Consider the following 18,572-nt stretch of genomic DNA (forward strand, 5'->3'; position numbering starts at 1 on the left):
CCTCCTCGCCTGCCCGGCCCCGAAAGGGACCACCGTCCTGGCCACCCGGCCACGGCACAGGCTCATGCGCCGGTCACCGGTCACCGGTCACCGGTCCAACGGTGGTCACGACAGGGGCCCCGCGCCCTTCGCCGGCCCGGGTACCGGCAGGCGTGCCGCTCGCGGCCGGGGCCACCGTGGCGCAACTCGACTCGTCACGCCACGCGGCCGCCGGGGCCAGACCCCCCGGCTCCGGCGGCCCCTTCCCTCCCCTTCCACCTCACACCAACAACGGAGTGCTCCCGTGGCTCACGCCATTCGATTCAAGGAGACCGGCGGTCCCGAGGTCCTGCGCTGGGAGGAGGTCGTCGTCGGCGCCCCCGGCCCCGGCGAGGTCCGGATCCGCCACCACGCCGTAGGACTCAACTTCGCCGACACCTACTTCCGCACCGGGCTCTACCCCGCGCCGCTGCCCGCCGGGCTGGGCGTCGAGGCGGCGGGCGTGGTCGAGGCTGTGGGCGAGGGCGTCACCCAGTTCACCGAGGGCGACCGGGTCACGTACACCGGAAGTCCGCTCGGCGCCTACAGCACCGAGCGGGTCATGCCCGTCAACTCGCTGATCAAGCTGCCGGACGGCATCGCCTTCGAGACCGCCGCGGCGATGACCATGCGCGGTCTGACCTCCGCGTACCTGCTCCGCAGGATCCACCCCCTCAAGGCGGGTGACACGATCCTGCTGACCGCGGCGGCGGGCGGCGTCGGCCTCATCGTCTGCCAGTGGGCCAAGCTGCTCGGTCTGAACGTCATCGGCACCGTCTCCACCGAGGAGAAGGCCGAACTGGCCCGCGCGCACGGCTGCGACCACGTCATCCACTACCGGTCCGAGAACGTGGCCGAGCGCGTACGCGAACTCACCGACGGCGCCGGGGTCCCGGTGGCCTTCGACAGCGTCGGCAAGACCACGTACGCCTCCTCGCTCGCCTCACTGCGCCGCCGCGGCCTGCTCGTCTGCTTCGGCACCGCCTCCGGCCCCGTCCCGCCCATCGACGCCATGCAACTCGCCGTCCAGGGCTCCCTGTTCGTCACCCGGCCCGCGCTCGCCGACTACATCGCGGACCCCGCGGAACGGGCGGACCTCGCGGGCGAACTCTTCGACCACGTCACCTCGGGCCGCATCACCATCGAGGTCAACCAGCGCTTCGCCCTCGAGGACGCCGCCCAGGCGCACCGCGAACTGGAGGCCGGGCAGACCACCGGATCGTCCGTCTTCGTCCTCTGATCCTCACCACTCCCCGCGGTTCAACTCCACTCTCTCCAGGAGGAAGCACCATGGATCACACGCTCGCTCCCCCCGAGGGCGCACCGGTCCTCGCACATACCCGTGGCTCGATCAAGGTCGAACCGCTGACCTGTACCATCGGCGCGGAACTGTCCGGAGTGAACCTCGGCGACGCCTCACGCGACGAGGATCTGTTCGAAGAGATCAGGGCCCTGCTGCTCAAGTACAAGGTGCTGTTCCTGCGCGACCAGGACATCACGCGCGCCGAACACGTGGCCTTCGCCGAGCGCTTCGGCGCGCTCGAGGACCACCCGGTGGCCGGCAGCGACCCCGAGAACCCCGGCCTGGTGCGGATCTACAAGGACCTCGACAGCCCGGCGGAGCACTACGAGAACGCCCTGCACACCGACGCCACTTGGCGCGAGAACCCGCCCATGGGCGCCGTACTGCGCTGTATCGAAGGGCCCCCCGTCGGCGGGGACACGATCTGGGTCAACATGGCCGAGGCCTACCGCCGGCTGCCGGAGAACATCCGGACGACGATCCGGGGACTGCGGGCCCGGCACAGCATCGAGGCCACGTTCGGCGCCGCCATGCCGCAGGAGAAGCGGCACGCCCTCAAGGAGCGGTTCCCGGACGCGGAGCACCCGGTGGTGCGCGTCCACCCCGAGACCGGCGAGGAGATCCTCTTCGTCAACGCGTTCACCACGCACTTCGTCAACTACCACACCCCGGAGAACATACGGTTCGGGCAGGACTTCGCTCCCGGCGCGAGCCTCCTGCTCAACTACCTCATCGGTCAGGCCGCGATCCCGGAGTACCAGGTGCGCTGGCGCTGGACCCCGAACAGTGTCGCCATCTGGGACAACCGCTCCACCCAGCACTACGCCGTACAGGACTACTGGCCCGCCGTCCGCCGGATGGAGCGCGCCGGAATCGTCGGCGACAGACCGTTCTGACCCCGTTCCTCCAAGCGCGTGAGGTGATGACAATGGAGTTGCACACCACTGCTGGATCCATTCCCGAGACGGACACGACCGCCTCGTCCGGATGGCCCGTGACCCGACGTTATGCCTGGGTGGTCTTCGCCCTCAGTTTCGGCCTGCTGCTGTCCGACTACATGTCCCGGCAGGTCCTCAACGCCGTCTTCCCCATGCTCAAGAGCGAGTGGCTGCTCACCGACGCCAAGCTCGGTTCGCTCAGCAGCGTCGTCGCCCTCATGGTCGGTCTGCTCACCTTCCCCATGTCGCTGATGGCCGACCGCTGGGGCCGGGTGAAGAGCCTGCTGCTCGCCGCGGCGTTGTGGAGCGTGGCGACCCTCGGCTGCGCGGTCTCCGCGAGCTACGACCAGATGTTCGTCGGCCGGCTCTTCGTCGGCATAGGCGAGGCCGCGTACGGAAGCGTCGGCATCGCCGTCGTCCTGAGCATCTTCCCGATCGGCCTGCGCGCCACCCTCTCCGGTGCGTTCATAGCGGGCGGCGCCTTCGGGTCGGTCCTCGGTGTGTCGATCGGCGGCGCTGTCGCCCAACACCTCGGCTGGCGCTGGGCGTTCGGCGTCATGGGCATCTTCGGCCTGGTCCTGGCCGCGGTCTACGGCCTCGTCGTCACCGAGAAGAAGCTGGCCCCTGGGGCCGGTGCCACCGACGCCGAGCCCGATCCCGGACCGAGCGGCCGGCTGCGCGTGCTGCTGCCCCGGCTGTTCTCCTCGGTCTCGGTGATCAGCGCGTACGTCGGCAGCGGTCTCCAGCTCTTCATCGCCGCCTCCCTCATGGCCTGGCTGCCCAGCTTCTTCAACCGCTACTACCACATGCCCACCGCCAAGGCGGGCGCGACCGCCGGGATCTTCATCCTCGTCATCGGCATCGGCATGATCGGCGGCGGCATCGTCTCCGACCGCATCAGCCGGGCGTTCCCCATCCGCAAGTGGGCCGTCGCCATCGCGTGCAGCCTCGGCTCCCTCGTCCTGCTCATGACCGCGTTCCGGCTGCCGACCGGCCCCCTCCAGCTCGCCGTGCTGGCGGCCGGGGCCGTGCTGTCCGCCGGCACGGCCGGTCCCGCGACCGCCATGGTGGCCAACCTGACCCCGGCGTCCATCTCCGCGACGGCCTTCGCCACCCTGACCCTCGCCAACAGCCTGCTCGGGCTGGCTCCCGGACCCGCCGTCACCGGTGCGCTCGCCGACCACATGGGGCTGCTCGGCGCCCTGCGGGTCATCCCGCTCGCCGCGGTCGCCGCCACCGTCGCCTTCCTGATCGGCCGCCACTTCTACGAGCGTGATCTGCACCGCCTGACGAGCGGACCGGTCCCGGCGCCGGAGCCGGAGGACGCGGTGGTGACCGCGTGAGCGCCACCGCCGACCCGGTGATCGTGATCGTCCCCGGACTGCGCGATCATGTCCCGGACCACTGGCAGACCCTGCTGGCGGACCGGCTGACCGAGGCCGGACGCACCGTCCGTACGGTCCCGCCGCTCACCGAGGACGCCCTGAACCGCGACGCCCGCGTGGCGGCGCTCGACAAGGTGGTCTCGGAGATCGAGGGCCCCGTCGTCCTCGTCGCGCACAGCGCCGGTGTGATCACCACGGTCCACTGGGCCCAAGGAAGCACGGCACAGGTGCGCGGAGCGCTTCTCGCGACACCGCCGGACTTCGAGACCCCGTTGCCCGACGGCTATCCGAGGCCCGAGGTGCTCGCGGAGAACGGCTGGACACCGGTGCCGCGGACACCGCTGCCCTTCCCCAGCATCGTCGCGGTCAGCTCCAACGACCCCCTCGGCACGGTCGAGCGGGTCACGGAACTGGCCCGCGACTGGGGCAGCGCTCTGGTGGACCTCGGCGAGGTCGGCCATCTCAACCCCGCGTCCGGCCACGGTCCTTGGCCGCGCGCGGAGGAACTGCTCCGCGAAATAGAAGAAACCGGCTGAACGCCGCGTCCAGCCCAGAAAGGCAGCCGATGAACACCGACACCGACCTCCTGTGGTCCCCCGGTCGCCGTGAGTTGGAGGACTCCAACGTCGCGTGCTTCATGGACTGGGTGAGCGAAGTACGGGGACTCCACTTCTCCGACTACGCCGAGCTGTGGCGGTGGAGCTCCACCGACCTGGCTGGATTCTGGTCGGCGGTGTGGGAGTTCTACGGGCTGGACGCGGTCTCCGGCTACGACGAAGTACTGGGCGAGGCGTCCATGCCGGGCGCCGTCTGGTTCCCCGGCGCCCGGCTGAACTTCGCCGAACGCTGCTTCGCCCAGGCAACGGACGCCCGCCCCGCGCTCGTCTGCCTGACCGAGGGCGGCACTCCCGAGGACATCTCCTGGCACGATCTGCGCCTGCAGGTCACCGATGTCGCGGCGGCCCTGCGCCGCATGGGCGTGGAGCCCGGCGACTGTGTGGCGGGATACCTCCCCAACCTCCGCCAGACCGTCGTGGCGCTGCTGGCCTCGGCCGCCGTCGGCGCCGTGTGGACGGCCTGCTCCCCGGACTTCGGGACGCCCAGTGTGCTCGCGAGGCTCCGCCAGGCGCAGCCGACGGTCCTCGTGGCCGCGGACGGGTACCGCTACGGCGGCAAGGACTACGACAAGCGCCCGGAGGTCGCGGAGCTCGCGGACGGGCTGCCCACCGTCCGCCACATCCTCGCCGTCGACAGCCTCTTCGCGGCCCCGGCCGAGCCCTGGTCGGGGCGCCCCGACGTCGAACAGCACGCCTGGTCCACGCTGCCGGCGGCGGACGAGGAGCTGGAGTTCGCCGACGTGCCCTTCGACCACCCGTTGTGGATCCTGTGGTCGTCGGGGACCACGGGGATACCGAAGGGGATCGTGCAGGGTCACGGCGGCATCGTGGTCGAACTGCTCAAGGCCCTGGGCCTGGGCGTCGATCTGCGCGCCGACGACCGCTATCTCTTCATCACCTCCACCAGCTGGATGGTGTGGAACTTCCTGGTCGGCGGGCTGCTGCACGGCAGCACCGTCATCCTGTACGACGGCAGCCCGACCTTTCCCGACGTCGACGGCGCCTGGCGGATCGCCGAGTGGACCGGCGCGACCGTGGTCGGCCTGGGCGCCGCGTACCTCACCGCCGGGGAGAAGGCGGACTCGCGTCCCGCGGACATGTTCGGACTCGACAGGTTGCGGACCGTCCTGCAGACCGGGTCGACCCTGCCGCCCAGCACCTGGCGCTGGGTCAACGACCGGCTGACGCCCGGAGTGCGGCTCCAGTCCATCTGCGGCGGTACGGACGTCTGCTCGGTCCTCGCGGGAAGCACCCCTCTGCTGCCCGTCCGCGTGGGCCGTATCCAGGCTCCCGCGCTGGGGGTCGCCATGGCCTCCTGGGACGCTCAGGGACACCCGCTGACGGGCGAGCAGGGCGAGTTGGTGGTGACCGCGCCGCTGCCGTCCATGCCGCTCCGCTTCGTCGGCGACCCCGACGGCGCCCGCTACCGGGCCAGCTACTTCGACACCTACCCGGGAATCTGGCGGCACGGCGACTGGGTCACGATCGACACGGACCTGTCGGTCGTCGTCGCGGGCCGCTCCGACTCCACCCTGAACCGCTCGGGCGTCCGCATGGGCTCCGCCGACATCTACGCCGTCGTCGACCAGCTCCCGGAGGTCGCCGACAGCCTCGTCATCGGGGTGGAACAGCCCGACGGCGACTACTTCATGCCGCTGTTCGTCGTGCCCGCCGAGGGCACCGCGCTCGACGACGGCCTGCGCCGGCGGATCGCCGCGGCCATCAGGAGCCGGCTGTCCCCGCGCCATGTGCCCGACGTGATCGTGCCCGTTCCCGCGGTCCCGCGCACCCTCACCGGCAAGAAGCTCGAAGTCCCGGTCAAGCGCATCCTCCAGGGCGCCCGCAGCTCCGAGGTCAGCAGCGAAGGATCCATCACCCACCCCGAGATGCTGACCTGGTTCGCGGACTTCGCGACGCGCACGGCAGCGTCACGGTCCTCGGCCGCCGGCTGAGCCTCGTCCGCCGACCGCACACCACCGGACGTTCCTCCGCACCGTGATTCACGATCACCGACCACACAACAGCGATCAATAGAGCCTGTGTCGGCGGGCAATTCGATACTCCTTCCGCCAGTCCCGAAACAACTCGGCTGCCCGCCGCGGACGGTACGTAGGGTCCTGGTCACCGACCGGGCGGGAACTCCTCCGCCCGCGCGGTGACCAGGAGGAGACATCGGTATGGCAAACGTGGAGATCTCCCTCAAGGAGACCATGACGTCGATCGAGGGTGCGATGGGCGCCGCTCTCGTCGACTACACGAGCGGCATGGCACTGGGCACGCTGGGGGGCGGCAAGGAACTCAACCTGTCGGTCGCGGCGGCGGGCAACACCGACGTGATCCGGGCCAAGGTGCGCACCATGGAGCACCTCGGCCTCAAGAGCAAGATCGAGGACGTACTGATCACGCTCGCCGACCAGTACCACCTCCTCCGGCCGCTCAAGAGCCGTGACGGCAACGGGCTGTTCCTGTATCTAGTGCTCAACAAGGCCACCTCCAACCTGGCCATGGCGCGTCACCAGCTCGCACGCATCGAGGCCGAACTGGAGGTGTAGTCGGCCGCCTTCTCCGCGCCTCCGCATGCCCACGACTTGAAGACTTCTTCATTTAGGTACATCCAGATCAAGTCAATCCCGTGGGCGTGCGGAGGTGGAGCCGCGAGGATCGGTCCTTACGGCACCGCTCGCGGAGGGCGCGCAGACCGCCACCGCACCAGCCGGAGAAGCAGCCCGACCCAGGCGGCAGGGAGCGAACGATTTTGACCAGGCAGGTCCCCCTCTACCAGGCCAAGGCCGAGTTCTTCCGCATGCTCGGACACCCTGTACGCATCCGGGTCCTGGAACTGCTGCAGAGCGGACCCGTCTCGGTGCGCGACCTGCTCGGCGAGATCGAGATCGAACCCTCCAACCTCTCGCAGCAACTGGCGGTACTGCGCCGCTCGGGAATCGTGGTGTCCATCCGCGAGGGCTCCACCGTCAGTTACGCGCTGGCCGGCGGCGATGTCGCCGAACTCCTGCGCGCCGCCCGTCGCATCCTCACCGAACTGCTCTCCGGCCAGACCGAGTTGCTGGCCGAACTGCGCCAGGCCGACCTCGACACCGGCCTGCCTCCCGGTCCGCGCGAGCCGGACCTCGTCGTCACCCGGTCCGCGCGCCCCTCACCCGCCGTCCGGGGGCACTGACGCCCGGAACGACCACCGGGCGTCCCGTCAGGCCCAGCCCTTGCGCGCGGCGTGCCAGCCGAGCTGGATGCGGCTCTCCGCCCCTGCCCGCGCCATGAGTTCACCGATGCGGCGCTGTACGGTGCGGCGGGATACGCCGAGCCGCGCACCGACCGCCTGGTCGGTGAGTCCCGCGAGGACCAGGGCGAGCATCCGGGCGTCGAACTCGTCTATGGCGTCCGGGCGTTGCTCGGCGACGCCGTCGCCCGCCGTGTGCGGCGAGAGCGGATACGCCTGCTCCCAGGCCAGTTCGAAATAGGCGACCAGCGCGTCCAGCAGCCCGCCGGCGTGGACCAGCACCGAGGCGGCCGCGGTGTTGCGGCCGCTGAACAGCGGAAGCATCGCCAGTTCATGGTCCGCGATCATGATTTTGACCGGTACGGCGTCGGCGACCCTGACCTGCTGTCCGGCTTCGAGCGCCGCGAGGGCCTGGGCAACCGTTCCGGGCTCGGTCAGCGTCTCCCGGTGCAGGATCGTCCGGTAGAGCACGCCACGCCGGACTCCGGCCCCCTCCGCGGTGTTGTCGCTGCGCGACACAACGGTCTGTTCGGGCACCATCATCGCCCGCACCTGTTGCCGGGCGGACTCCTGGAGCTGTCTGAACCGGTGGCGTACGGCGTCGATGTCGCTGATCACTTCCACCGCGCCGCCCTCGGCACCCGTGCGGTGCTGCTCCGCGAGAGCGAGGACCGCGTGCTCCGCCGCGCTCAACTCGTCGCGACGGCGCCGCAGTTCTCCGCCCAACGCAACCGCCGGTGGTGCCGCGAGAAACACGGTGGCCGTCCCCTCGCTCGCCTGGCGCACGACGAGACCGCGGCCGGCCAGCTCGGTGAGGACTTCACGCACCTCGGACTCGGGGCGGCCGCCGTCGGCGGCCAGTTCGTGGACGGCGGCCCGTCCCCGGGCCACCAGAAGGCGGTAGATCTCCTCCTCGGCCGGACCGAGACCCAGCGCGGCGAGCATGGGCCACTCCTTGAAGTCGGCGTGGTGACACCGGACGGGCCCCGGGCTGCGAAAGCCCGGGGCCGGCCCGATCTCACGGTGCCACCAAGGTCTACTTCAAGCCGTAGGCCCGTGTCACCTCCTGCGTGACGCTGTTGCCCGCATCGTCCCAAGTGCGGGCCTTGAGTGAGACGAATCCGTCGTGCGGGGCGTCGAATCGGGCGGTCCAGTGGCCGGTGGCCGTCCGGTCCAGGCGGACCGGAAGCCAGTGGCGGCCGTCGTCGTAGGAGACGGCGAGCGTCGCGCCCGCGACCCGTCCGGCGCCCGCCGCGTCCGGCAGATGCGACCCGGTCAGACCGAGGGTCTGCCGACCGCCGCGCGCGTCGCCCGCGAGGTCGGTGGTGACGCCGTAGTCCAGTTGCATCAGCGCCATCCGGTCGATCTTCATCGGATCGGTCACCGGCGCCGATCGCACCTGCCACACGGTGTGCGTGCGAGGGGACAACCGGTAGGAGCTCGCGTCGCGTTCGGCGCGCAGGTCGAGGGTGTAGGTGCTGGGCACGGTCGGCACCGGGTACAGCGCCGCGGACGCCCAGGCCGAGGTCTTCACCAGCTCCCCGTCCTGGTACACCTTGAAGTCCAGGCTGTCGTTGCCGTCCTGCATGTAGCCGCCGTGGTCGAGACCGTTGTCCGTCCAGGGCTGGATGTTGAAGGACACGAAGGTCTGCTGCCGCTCCGACCACCAGAAGCCGCTGCCGTTGCGCGGATGCGCGATCGGGGCGAACCAGTCGCTGGTGACCCGCTTGCCGGCCTTGTAGGCGACCATTCCACCGCGTGACTCCATGGCCAGGTTCGGCCCGGTGATCGAGTCCTCGGCCCACGAGGTGCCCGGCTGTGCCGAGAGGTAGTCGGTGCGTGTGGTGGGCATGTCCGTGCGCAGCGGGAATCCGACGGCGTAGGTGCGGTAGGGGCGGTAGTCCCAACGGTACTCACCGCTGGGGTACTTGGTGGTGCCGTGGAAGCGCATGTCCACGACGGCCAGCTCGGACGCGTGCGGCCGGTAGGTGAGGCCCGTGTCGGGAATCCGGCCCGGGTGCGGGTCGACGAGGTCGTACACGTACGGCGAGTTGGGCGCACCCTCGACGTTCAGGCGCAGGGTGCCGTGCTGGGCCTGCTTGACGAGGGGGGCGCCCTCGCGCGCGGTCAGCGAGGCGACCGGGACGGCGCTGTAGCCGCCCTCGTCGGTACCGACCCATTCGAGGAGCTTGCCCGGTTGATCGTTCACGACAAGCAGGAGACCGGCCCCGGCGTCGGCCGCCGCCTGCGCTCGCCGCGTACCGGTGACGTCGTCGGAACGGGTCACCAGCACCGCCTTGCCCTTGGCGCGCAGCCCCGCGTAGTCGGCGGGGGTGCCGGATCCGGCGTACACCACGTCCAACCGCTTGTGGCCGTCGTAGAAGGCGGATCCGGCCTGCCCGAGGGGGGTGAGAGCCTTGCCCTCGTGGCTCAGCGAGAGCAGCGGGTACGCCTTGCGCCAGCGCGTCTCGTACTCGAAGGTACCCTGTGTCACCTTCCGCGTGGGCAGCACGAACATGCTGTCGTAGGTGGGCGGAAGCAGGTACTCGGAGTCCACGGTGCTGATTCCGCCGTCCGAGCGGTACCAGTTCATGTAGAGCATCCGGTCCTCGGTCCTGCGCGGCACCTCCGCGGTGACCTCACGGGTCCTGCTGCCGTCGAGGACCAGCTTCCGGTCGTGGTCGAGGACGATCTCCGGATCGCCGAGCAGCGCCATGCCGAGCGAGTCCGGGCCGTGGCTGCCCGCGACATCGACGTAGCTCAGCGCGCTGTACGTGCCGGCCTGAAGCCGTACGGTCGCCTCGCCGCTGTCACCGACGGCAACGATCTCCGGCTCGGCGTCGGTGCCGAAGCGCTGCAACTGGACGTATCCGGAGGCGGGTTCGCCGGAGCGGTCCTTGAGCTGGACGTCGAGGGAGTAGCGCTCCTCCTCCCGGTAGAGCCCGACCTGGGTGCGGGCGCGCACCTCGCCCGACGCGTCGCTCGCGGACACCTGTCCGAGGTAGCGGCGGCCGTTCGCGCCAAGGCCGGGCCGCGCGGTGGCGGTGACGGTGGCGGTGCCGTGCGCGGGGACGGTCACGGAGTCGGCGGAGAGCGAGAACATCCCGGCGGGGGCGGGGTTTCCGGCGTCCGCGCCGGGGTCGACGTCGTAGGGTCCGCCGGCCACCGCCGCGGTGACAGCGAGCTTCAGAGTGACGGCGGTGTCACCGGTGTTGCGGTAGGTGAGCGTGCGGTCGACGGTCGCCGGGCCGCTGTGCGGCCAGGCGTCGAAGCCGAAGTACGCCGAACCTGTGGCGGTCACGGTGGCGTCGACGGAGGCTGCCACATCGGCCCGGCCCGCGCCGACCTGGTAGGCACTCAAGCCGGTGAGCTCCTTGGAGGTGCTCATCAGCGCGTCCTTCAGCTGGGGCGCGGTCCAGTCCGGGTGTTCCTCGGCGAGGATCGCGGCCGCGCCCGCCACATGCGGCGTGGCCATCGAGGTGCCGCTCATGGTCTGGTACCAGCCGCTGTCGGCGCTGCCGCCGGCCTTCGCGGCGAGGATGTCGACGCCGGGTGCGGCGATGTCCGGCTTGAGGGCGTAGTCGCCGTAGCGCGGGCCTCGTGTCGAGAAGTCCGCGAGCTGGTCGCCGGAGTCCACCGCGGCCACGGTGAGCGCGTCGTCGGCGGCACCCGGGGCGCTCATGGACGCTTCCATGCCCGTGTTGCCCGCGGCGACGACGAACAGCGCCCCGCTCTTCTCGCTGAGCCGGTCCAGGGCCTCGCTCATCGGGTCGGTGCCGTCCGTGGGCTCGGAGCCGCCGAGGCTCATGCTCACCACCTTGGCACCCTGGTCCACCGCCCATTCCATACCTGCGATGACCCAGGAGTCGTCTCCGTAGCCCTCGTTGGCGAGGACCTTGCCGATCAGCAGGTCGGCGCCGGGCGCCACCCCCTTCTCGGCTCCGTCGGAGGCGGCTCCGCTGCCGCCCACGGTGGACGCGGTGTGGGTCCCGTGTCCGTGCCCGTCCTCGGCGGATTCGCCGGGTACGAAACTGACCGCGCTGCTGATCCGGCCGGCCAGGTCCGGGTGATGGCTGTCGGCACCGGTGTCGAGCACGGCGACCTTGACGCCCTTGCCGTCGAGGCCGGCCTTCCAGGCGGCCGGCGCGCCGATCTGCGCGGTGCTGTCGTGGAGTTGGGCCTTGACCCGGCCGTCCAGCCAGATCTTGGACAGGCCGCCCTTCAGCGAGGGACGTTGCGCGGGGGTGTCCGTGGCGACCGCTCGCCACAGTTTCCTGGCCTGCTTCTTGGACGCCCGGACGGAGGTGCCGTTGACGCTCTTGAGCGACCGTACCCGGGTGGTGCCGGTGGGCGTCGCGGCCACCTTGCCGCGGTAGCCGAGGATCAGCGGGAGGCCGGTGCTGTGCTGGTCGTCGTAACCCTGCTCGATGAGCGCGGTGACGTCGAAGAGGCGCCGGTCGAGACGGTTCGCGGCGAGATAGGGCAGCGCCTCGTCCGGGTAGACGTAGAGGTCGCCGCCGACCGTCTCGGTGCGGACGCCGCCGGTGGCGCCGCGCGGTCGTCGTACGTCGACCGCGTGCTTGCCCGCGCCGAGGTCCATCACCTTGACCACGTCCCCCGTGATCAGCGTGACGGTGCGGTCGGCGCCGGTGCGGGACGGGGCGACGGGAGCCGTGGGCGCGCTGTTCGCGGCGCCCGCCTGGCCTGTGAGGGTGGTGACGACGGCGGCGACGGCCGCCGCTGCCGCGAGGGCCCGCCTGCCTCGTGGGCGGCGCGGTATGAGGGAAATCATGGTCTAGGTCCTACCGGGCCGCACCGGGCGGGGGGAACGCCCGGCGGCTGGCACCAAAGCGCCACGTCTCACATGTGCCAGCGGGATCTTGCCGGGGCGGGCGGGTCGGCCGGAGGGCATTGTCAGTGGTGGGAGGCAGGATGGCGGGTATGACAACACCAGTCGCAGTGATCGTGGATGCCGTCGCCTACGCGCAGGCGGTCGAGGACGCGTTGAAGGCGTCGGCCGCCTATTACGAGGGCGGCACGTCCGTGCTGGACGACGACGCGTACGACCGGCTCGTGCGCGGCATCGCCGCGTGGGAGGCCGGACATCCCGATCAGGTGCTGCCCGACTCGCCGACCGGGAAGGTCGCGGGCGGCGCCGTCGAGGGAGACGTCCCGCACACGGTGGCGATGCTGAGCCTGGACAACGTGTTCTCGCCCGAGGAGTTCACCGCCTGGACGGTGTCGGTTGCCCGGCGGATCGGGCACGAGCTGGAGCAGTTCAGTGTCGAGCCGAAGCTCGACGGTCTGGCCATCGCCGCGCGCTACAGCCAGGGCCGGTTGACGCAGTTGGTGACGCGCGGGGACGGGACGGCCGGTGAGGACGTCTCGCACGCGATCGGGACGATCGAGGGCCTCCCCGGCGAGCTCGCCGAGCCTCTCACCTTGGAGGTGCGCGGCGAAGTCCTCATGACGACGGCCCAGTTCGAGCACGCCAACGAGGTGCGCACCGCGCACGGCGGGCAGCCGTTCGCGAACCCGCGCAACGCCGCGGCGGGCACCCTGCGCGCCAAGGATCGTGCCTACACCGTTCCGATGACCTTCTTCGGGTACGGCCTTCTGCCGGTGTCCGGCACCGAGGCCGAGGAGGCCACCCGGCTGGGCGAGCTCGCGCACAGCGAACTCATGGCACGGGCAGCCGAGTTGGGCGTGAACACCACGGCGGGCACCGCCGTCCCCGGCATCACGGCGGCGACCGCCGAGGAGGTGCTCGCCCGCGTCCAGGAGATCGGGGCGCTGCGCGCGGAGCTGCCGTTCGGGATCGACGGGATCGTCGTCAAGGCCGACCTGGCCGCCGATCAGCGGGCCGCCGGGTCCGGTACCCGGGCTCCCCGCTGGGCGATCGCCTACAAGCTCCCGGCCGTCGAGAAGATCACCCGGCTGCTGGCGGTGGAGTGGAACGTGGGCCGGACGGGCATCATCGCCCCGCGCGCGGTGCTGGAGCCGGTGGAGATCGACGGTTCGACCATCACGTACGCCACCCTTCACAACCCGGCGGACATCACGCGTCGCGATCTGCGGCTGGGCGACCATGTGATGGTCCACCGCGCCGGGGACGTCATCCCCCGGATCGAGGCGCCCGTGGCCCATCTGCGTAGCGGCGAGGAACAGCCCATCGTCTTCCCCGAGGCGTGCCCGAACTGCGGGTCCGCCATCGACACGAGCGAGCAGCGCTGGCGCTGTGAGCAGGGCCGCAACTGCCATCTGGTCGCCGCTCTCTCGTACGCCGCCGGCCGCGACCAGCTCGACATCGAGGGCCTCGGTCACACGCGGGTCGTCCAGCTCGTCGAGGCCGGTCTGGCCGCCGATCTCGCGGATCTGTTCAGCCTGACCCGGGACCAGCTCCTCGGTCTGGAGCGCATGGGTGAGACCAGCACGGACAACCTGCTCGCGGCGATCGAGGCGGCCAAGGGCCAGCCGCTGTCGCGGGTGCTGTGCGCGCTGGGTGTGCGCGGCACCGGCCGTTCCATGTCCCGGCGCATCGCCCGGTACTTCGCCACCATGGAACTGGTGCGCGCGGCGGATGCGGAAACGATGCAGCGGGTCGAGGGCATCGGCACCGAGAAGGCCCCGTCGATCGTCGCCGAGCTGGCCGAACTCGCCCCGCTCATCGACAAACTCGTCGCCGCCGGGGTCAACATGACCGAGCCCGGCGCCACCCCGCCCGCTCCGGCCGGTGCGGACGCCCCGGACGCGGAGGGGGACGAAGGCGCCGCCGGGCCCCTGGCCGGGATGACGGTGGTGGTCACCGGGGCGATGACCGGGGCGCTGGAGCAGCTCAGCCGCAACCAGATGAACGAGCTCATCGAGCGGGCCGGCGGGCGTTCCTCCTCCAGCGTGTCGAAGAAGACCACCCTGGTCGTCGCCGGAGAGGGCGCGGGATCCAAGCGCGCCAAGGCCGAGACCCTCGGGATCAGACTCGCGGCACCGGAGGAGTTCGCCGCGCTGGTCGCCGACTACCTCACCTGATCGCTCCGGCCGTGCGGTGGGCCGATCCGCCGGGCCAGCACCTGGCCCGGCCAGGTCCCGGACAGGAAGGGGTCGGTGGGGGTGAATCCCTGGCGCTCGTAGAACGCGACCAGTTGGCCCCCGCCGCCCGCCCAGCAGTCGACCCGCAGCAACTCGACGCCAGCCCGCCGGGCCTCCTCGGCGGCGTGGGCCAGCAGCGCCGCCCCGATGCCCCGGCCGGCACGGCGCCGGTCGGACACCAGCAGCCGGACGTACCGCTCGGGTTCTCCGGCGGGCTCGATCGGCATCTGCGGGCTGGGCCCGGAGTCGAGCACCATGGCTCCGACGGGTGTTCCGTCCGACTCGGCGATGTAGGGGGCGCACTCGGTCGTGTACCGGCGGACCCGCTCCGCCCCGTCCGCTGTCCGCGAATACGGGGTCGTGCCCCACTGCTCGGTGTTGCCGCGGTTGTTCATCCAGACCACGGCCGCGTCGAGCATGTCCAGAATGGCCTGCGCGTCGGCCGGGCCGCCCGGTCTGATCCGTATCTCCTGGGTGATGCCCTGTGCTGTGCCCTGTGTGGTGTCGTTCACGGCGGAAGCTTAGGCACCACGGGGCGCTCCGCCACAGAACCGGTGGCCGTCGGGCCGATCACGCCGCCACAGAACCGGGCGCCGTCGGGCGGATCACGGACGAGCCCGTCGCCCGCCGGGGATCACCGGACAGCCCTCAGGCACACGAAGGGCACAGCCCCCGGTAGGTGACCTCGACGGCGGCCACCGTGAACCCGAATCGCTCCGCCGCCGGAAGGTCGGCCAGGGGGTTGCCGGCCGGGTGGACGTCACGGACGGTGCCGCAGCTGGAGCACACCAGGTGCTGGTGCGGGTGGTGGGCGTTGGGGTCGTAGCGCTTGGCGCGGCCGTCGGTGGAGACCTCGATCACCTCGCCGAGGGAGACCAGCTCCCCCAGGGCGTTGTAGACCGTCGCCCGGGAGATCTCGGGCAGCCTGGCCGCCGCGCGGGCGTGCACCTCGTCGGCCGTGAGGTGCACATGCTCGCCGTCGAGGACCTCCGCAACGACACGCCGCTGGGAGGTCATCCGCCAGCCACGCTCTCGCAGTCGCTCCAGCAGGTCACTCATATCGGTTCACCTTTTCAGGATCAGTGGGAATCCGCAGTTTATCGGTGCGCATCCAGGGGTCCGATCGGATACGGGTTTGGCGTCCTTCTTGACTTGGACTCTGTCCATTGTAGGATCGGTTTTGGCACTGGCCAAGGGACAGGAAGACTTGGGTACGGGCAGGAGAGACAGAGATGTCGGGACCACCGCCGTGGAGCCGCGCGGCGTCGGCCTGCGGGTGACGGCCGCCCGTGACACGCTGCTCGGGACCCTCTCGGAGCCCTGGGGCACCTCGGCGACGAAGCGCTCGCTGCCGTGGTGTGCCGATCCGGCGCCGAACCTCCCCTCACGTCGCACACGGCCCGCCGTCCGCTCGCCGTGGCGGGACTCGTACCCCGCACCGCACGGGTCCACCCCGTCCGGTGCGAGCGGTGCGCGGTGTCCCCGCCCTCGACCGTGCCGGCGGCTTCGTCGTCCGCCTGTTCCCGTCCGAAGACCACGGCCTCCCCGTCGGCTCCGTCGATGGTTCCGGGGCCGGCCACCGGGGCCCCCGCCCCGGCTGATCCCCCACCCGCAGTCTCCGAGTACCGAGATCCGCCCCGTCCGGAAGGATTCCCATGTCTGAGAACCACGATGCGATCGTCACCGACGCGAAAACGGAGGCTGGAGGCGGCTGCCCCGTCGCGCACGGGCGCGCCGCGCACCCGACCCAGGGCGGCGGAAACCGCCAGTGGTGGCCGGAGCGGCTCAACCTGAAGATCCTCGCCAAGAACCCCGCCGTGGCCAACCCGCTCGGCGAGGACTTCGACTACGCCGCGGCCTTCGAGTCCCTCGACCTCGCCGCCGTGAAGCAGGACATCGCCGAGGTGCTCACGACCTCGCAGGACTGGTGGCCCGCCGACTTCGGCAACTACGGCCCCTTCATGATCCGCATGGCGTGGCACAGCGCCGGCACCTACCGCATCAGCGACGGCCGCGGCGGTGCCGGTGCCGGGCAGCAGCGCTTCGCCCCCCTCAACAGCTGGCCGGACAACGGCAACCTGGACAAGGCCCGCCGTCTGCTGTGGCCCGTCAAGAAGAAGTACGGCCAGAACCTCTCCTGGGCCGACCTCATGATCCTCACCGGCAACGTCGCCCTGGAGCAGATGGGCTTCGACACGTTCGGCTTCGCCGGCGGCCGCGAGGACGTGTGGGAGTCCGAGGAGGACGTGTACTGGGGCCCCGAGACCACCTGGCTCGACGACCAGCGCTACACCGGCGACCGTGAGCTGGAGAACCCGCTCGGCGCCGTCCAGATGGGCCTCATCTACGTCAACCCCGAGGGCCCGAACGGCAATCCGGACCCGCTCGCCGCGGCCCGCGACATCCGTGAGACCTTCCGCCGGATGGCGATGAACGACGAGGAGACGGTCGCCCTGATCGCGGGCGGCCACACCTTCGGCAAGACCCACGGCGCCGGCCCCGCGGAGAGCGTCGGCGACGACCCCGAGGCCGCCCCGATCGAGGCACAGGGCCTGGGCTGGAAGAGCACGTACGGCACCGGCAAGGGCGCGGACGCCATCACCTCCGGCCTGGAGGTCACCTGGACCACCACGCCGACCCAGTGGAGCAACGGCTTCTTCGACCACCTCTTCGGTTACGAGTGGGAGCTGACCCAGAGCCCCGCGGGCGCCAACCAGTGGAAGCCGAAGGACGGCGCGGGCGAGGGCACCGTCCCGGCCGCCCACGACGCCTCGAAGAAGATCGCTCCCTCGATGCTCACGACCGACCTGTCGCTGCGCTTCGACCCGATCTACGAGCCGATCTCCCGCCGCTTCCACGAGAACCCCGCCGAGTTCGCGGACGCCTTCGCGCGGGCCTGGTACAAGCTGACCCACCGCGACATGGGCCCGAAGTCCCTCTACCTCGGCCCCGAGGTCCCCGAGGAGACCCTGCTGTGGCAGGACCCGCTTCCCCAGGCGGAGGGCGAGGTCATCGGCGCCGCGGACATCACCGCGCTCAAGGCGAAGATCCTCGGCTCGGACCTGACGGTCTCGGAGCTGGTCTCCACCGCGTGGGCGTCGGCCTCGACGTTCCGTGGCAGCGACAAGCGCGGCGGTGCCAACGGCGCGCGCATCCGTCTGGAGCCGCAGCGCGGCTGGGAGTCCAACGACCCCGACCAGCTGGCGACGGTACTGCGCACGCTGGAGGGCATCCAGCGTGACTTCAACGCCGGCGGCAAGAACGTCTCACTGGCCGACCTGATCGTCCTCGGCGGCGTCGCCGCCGTCGAGAAGGCCGCCCAGGACGCCGGTCACGACGTCCAGGTGCCCTTCACCCCGGGCCGCGTCGACGCGACGGACGAGCACACCGACGCGGAGTCCTTCGCCGCGCTGGAGCCGCGCGCGGACGGCTTCCGCAACTACCTCGGGAAGGGCAACCGGCTGCCGGCCGAGTACCTGCTGCTCGACCGCGCGAACCTGCTGACCCTGAGCGCCCCGGAGCTGACGGTCCTCGTCGGCGGTCTGCGCGCCCTGGGCGCGACCCACCAGGGTTCCTCGCACGGCGTCCTCACCGGAACCCCCGGGACGCTGACGAACGACTTCTTCGTCAACCTGCTCGACCTGGGCACGACGTGGACGCCGACCTCCGAGGACGCGACCACCTTCGAGGGCCGCGACGACGCCACCGGCGAGATCAAGTGGACCGGCACCCGCGCCGACCTCGTCTTCGGCTCGAACTCCGAGCTGCGCGCGCTCGCCGAGGTCTACGCGAGCGACGACGCCCACGCGAAGTTCGTGACGGACTTCGTCGCCGCCTGGGACAAGGTCATGAACCTGGACCGGTTCGACCTCGTCTGACATCCGTCGTCCGGGCCGGCCCCGAATCGGGGCCGGCCCGGACGCCTCGGCGGGCGCGGGCCCTCGGGGCCACGGCATCCCGGGGCCACGGCCCGGCGGACCCGCAGGATCG

At 71.0% G+C, this 18,572-nt stretch carries 13 protein-coding genes; 9 read left to right on the forward strand and 4 right to left on the reverse strand.

The genetic code is table 11. The annotated features are described in order from the left end of the window. The first annotated feature begins 283 nt into the window (after nucleotides 1-283). The 7 genes from ACFYW8_RS24105 to ACFYW8_RS24135 all read left to right on the forward strand — a co-directional run bounded on the left by ACFYW8_RS24105 (nucleotide 284) and on the right by ACFYW8_RS24135 (nucleotide 7,439). Complete coding sequence (locus ACFYW8_RS24105; RefSeq protein WP_389079694.1) at nucleotides 284-1,258, forward strand: quinone oxidoreductase family protein; 975 nt, start codon at nucleotides 284-286, stop codon at nucleotides 1,256-1,258. 50 nt (nucleotides 1,259-1,308) lie between these two features. Beyond that, on the forward strand, nucleotides 1,309-2,217 hold the full coding sequence (locus ACFYW8_RS24110; protein WP_365877119.1) for a TauD/TfdA family dioxygenase: 909 nt from the start codon (nucleotides 1,309-1,311) through the stop codon (nucleotides 2,215-2,217). 98 nt (nucleotides 2,218-2,315) lie between these two features. Then, nucleotides 2,316-3,602, forward strand: coding sequence for an MFS transporter (locus tag ACFYW8_RS24115; protein ID WP_389079698.1), 1,287 nt, complete (start codon nucleotides 2,316-2,318; stop codon nucleotides 3,600-3,602). After that, nucleotides 3,599-4,180, forward strand: a complete 582-nt coding sequence (locus tag ACFYW8_RS24120; RefSeq protein ID WP_389079701.1) for an RBBP9/YdeN family alpha/beta hydrolase — start codon at nucleotides 3,599-3,601, stop codon at nucleotides 4,178-4,180. The genes ACFYW8_RS24115 and ACFYW8_RS24120 overlap by 4 nt, the downstream gene beginning before the upstream one ends. 29 nt (nucleotides 4,181-4,209) lie before the next feature. Beyond that, the gene (locus ACFYW8_RS24125) at nucleotides 4,210-6,213 is read left to right on the forward strand and encodes an acetoacetate--CoA ligase (protein WP_389079704.1); all 2,004 of its coding nucleotides are present in this window, start codon (nucleotides 4,210-4,212) and stop codon (nucleotides 6,211-6,213) included. A gap of 225 nt (nucleotides 6,214-6,438) precedes the next feature. Beyond that, nucleotides 6,439-6,813, forward strand: coding sequence for a hypothetical protein (locus ACFYW8_RS24130; protein WP_365877111.1), 375 nt, complete (start codon nucleotides 6,439-6,441; stop codon nucleotides 6,811-6,813). 251 nt (nucleotides 6,814-7,064) lie between these two features. Then, the gene (locus ACFYW8_RS24135; RefSeq protein WP_389080076.1) at nucleotides 7,065-7,439 is read left to right on the forward strand and encodes an ArsR/SmtB family transcription factor; all 375 of its coding nucleotides are present in this window, start codon (nucleotides 7,065-7,067) and stop codon (nucleotides 7,437-7,439) included. Nucleotides 7,440-7,466: 27 nt separating this feature from the next. Here the strand turns inward: ACFYW8_RS24135 and ACFYW8_RS24140 are convergent, their stop codons facing one another. Both ACFYW8_RS24140 and ACFYW8_RS24145 read right to left on the reverse strand, forming a co-directional pair. Next, nucleotides 7,467-8,441 carry a helix-turn-helix domain-containing protein gene (locus tag ACFYW8_RS24140; RefSeq protein ID WP_389079708.1) on the reverse strand — a complete coding sequence of 325 codons (975 nt, stop codon included), beginning with the start codon at nucleotides 8,439-8,441 and terminating at the stop codon, nucleotides 7,467-7,469. A 91-nt stretch (nucleotides 8,442-8,532) separates the two neighbouring features. Then, nucleotides 8,533-12,288 (reverse strand): S8 family serine peptidase, encoded by a 3,756-nt coding sequence (locus ACFYW8_RS24145; protein ID WP_389079712.1) that lies wholly within the window; start codon nucleotides 12,286-12,288, stop codon nucleotides 8,533-8,535. 149 nt (nucleotides 12,289-12,437) lie between these two features. Here ACFYW8_RS24145 and ligA point away from each other — a divergent pair, with 149 nt between their 5' ends. Next, on the forward strand, nucleotides 12,438-14,522 hold the full coding sequence (ligA, locus tag ACFYW8_RS24150) for an NAD-dependent DNA ligase LigA (protein ID WP_389079714.1): 2,085 nt from the start codon (nucleotides 12,438-12,440) through the stop codon (nucleotides 14,520-14,522). Here the strand turns inward: ligA and ACFYW8_RS24155 are convergent. Both ACFYW8_RS24155 and ACFYW8_RS24160 read right to left on the reverse strand, forming a co-directional pair. Beyond that, complete coding sequence (locus ACFYW8_RS24155) at nucleotides 14,510-15,094, reverse strand: GNAT family N-acetyltransferase (RefSeq protein WP_389079717.1); 585 nt, start codon at nucleotides 15,092-15,094, stop codon at nucleotides 14,510-14,512. The genes ligA and ACFYW8_RS24155 overlap by 13 nt on opposite strands. Before the next feature lie 136 nt (nucleotides 15,095-15,230). Then, a complete protein-coding gene (locus tag ACFYW8_RS24160) occupies nucleotides 15,231-15,641 on the reverse strand; it encodes a Fur family transcriptional regulator (protein ID WP_365877100.1) in 411 nt (136 codons plus the stop codon). A gap of 596 nt (nucleotides 15,642-16,237) precedes the next feature. Here ACFYW8_RS24160 and katG point away from each other — a divergent pair. Continuing rightward, on the forward strand, nucleotides 16,238-18,460 hold the full coding sequence (gene katG / locus ACFYW8_RS24165; RefSeq protein WP_389079721.1) for a catalase/peroxidase HPI: 2,223 nt from the start codon (nucleotides 16,238-16,240) through the stop codon (nucleotides 18,458-18,460). The last annotated feature ends 112 nt before the right edge of the window (nucleotides 18,461-18,572 follow it).

It is taken from the genome of Streptomyces sp. NPDC002742, assembly GCF_042888885.1.
Classification (GTDB): domain Bacteria; phylum Actinomycetota; class Actinomycetes; order Streptomycetales; family Streptomycetaceae; genus Streptomyces.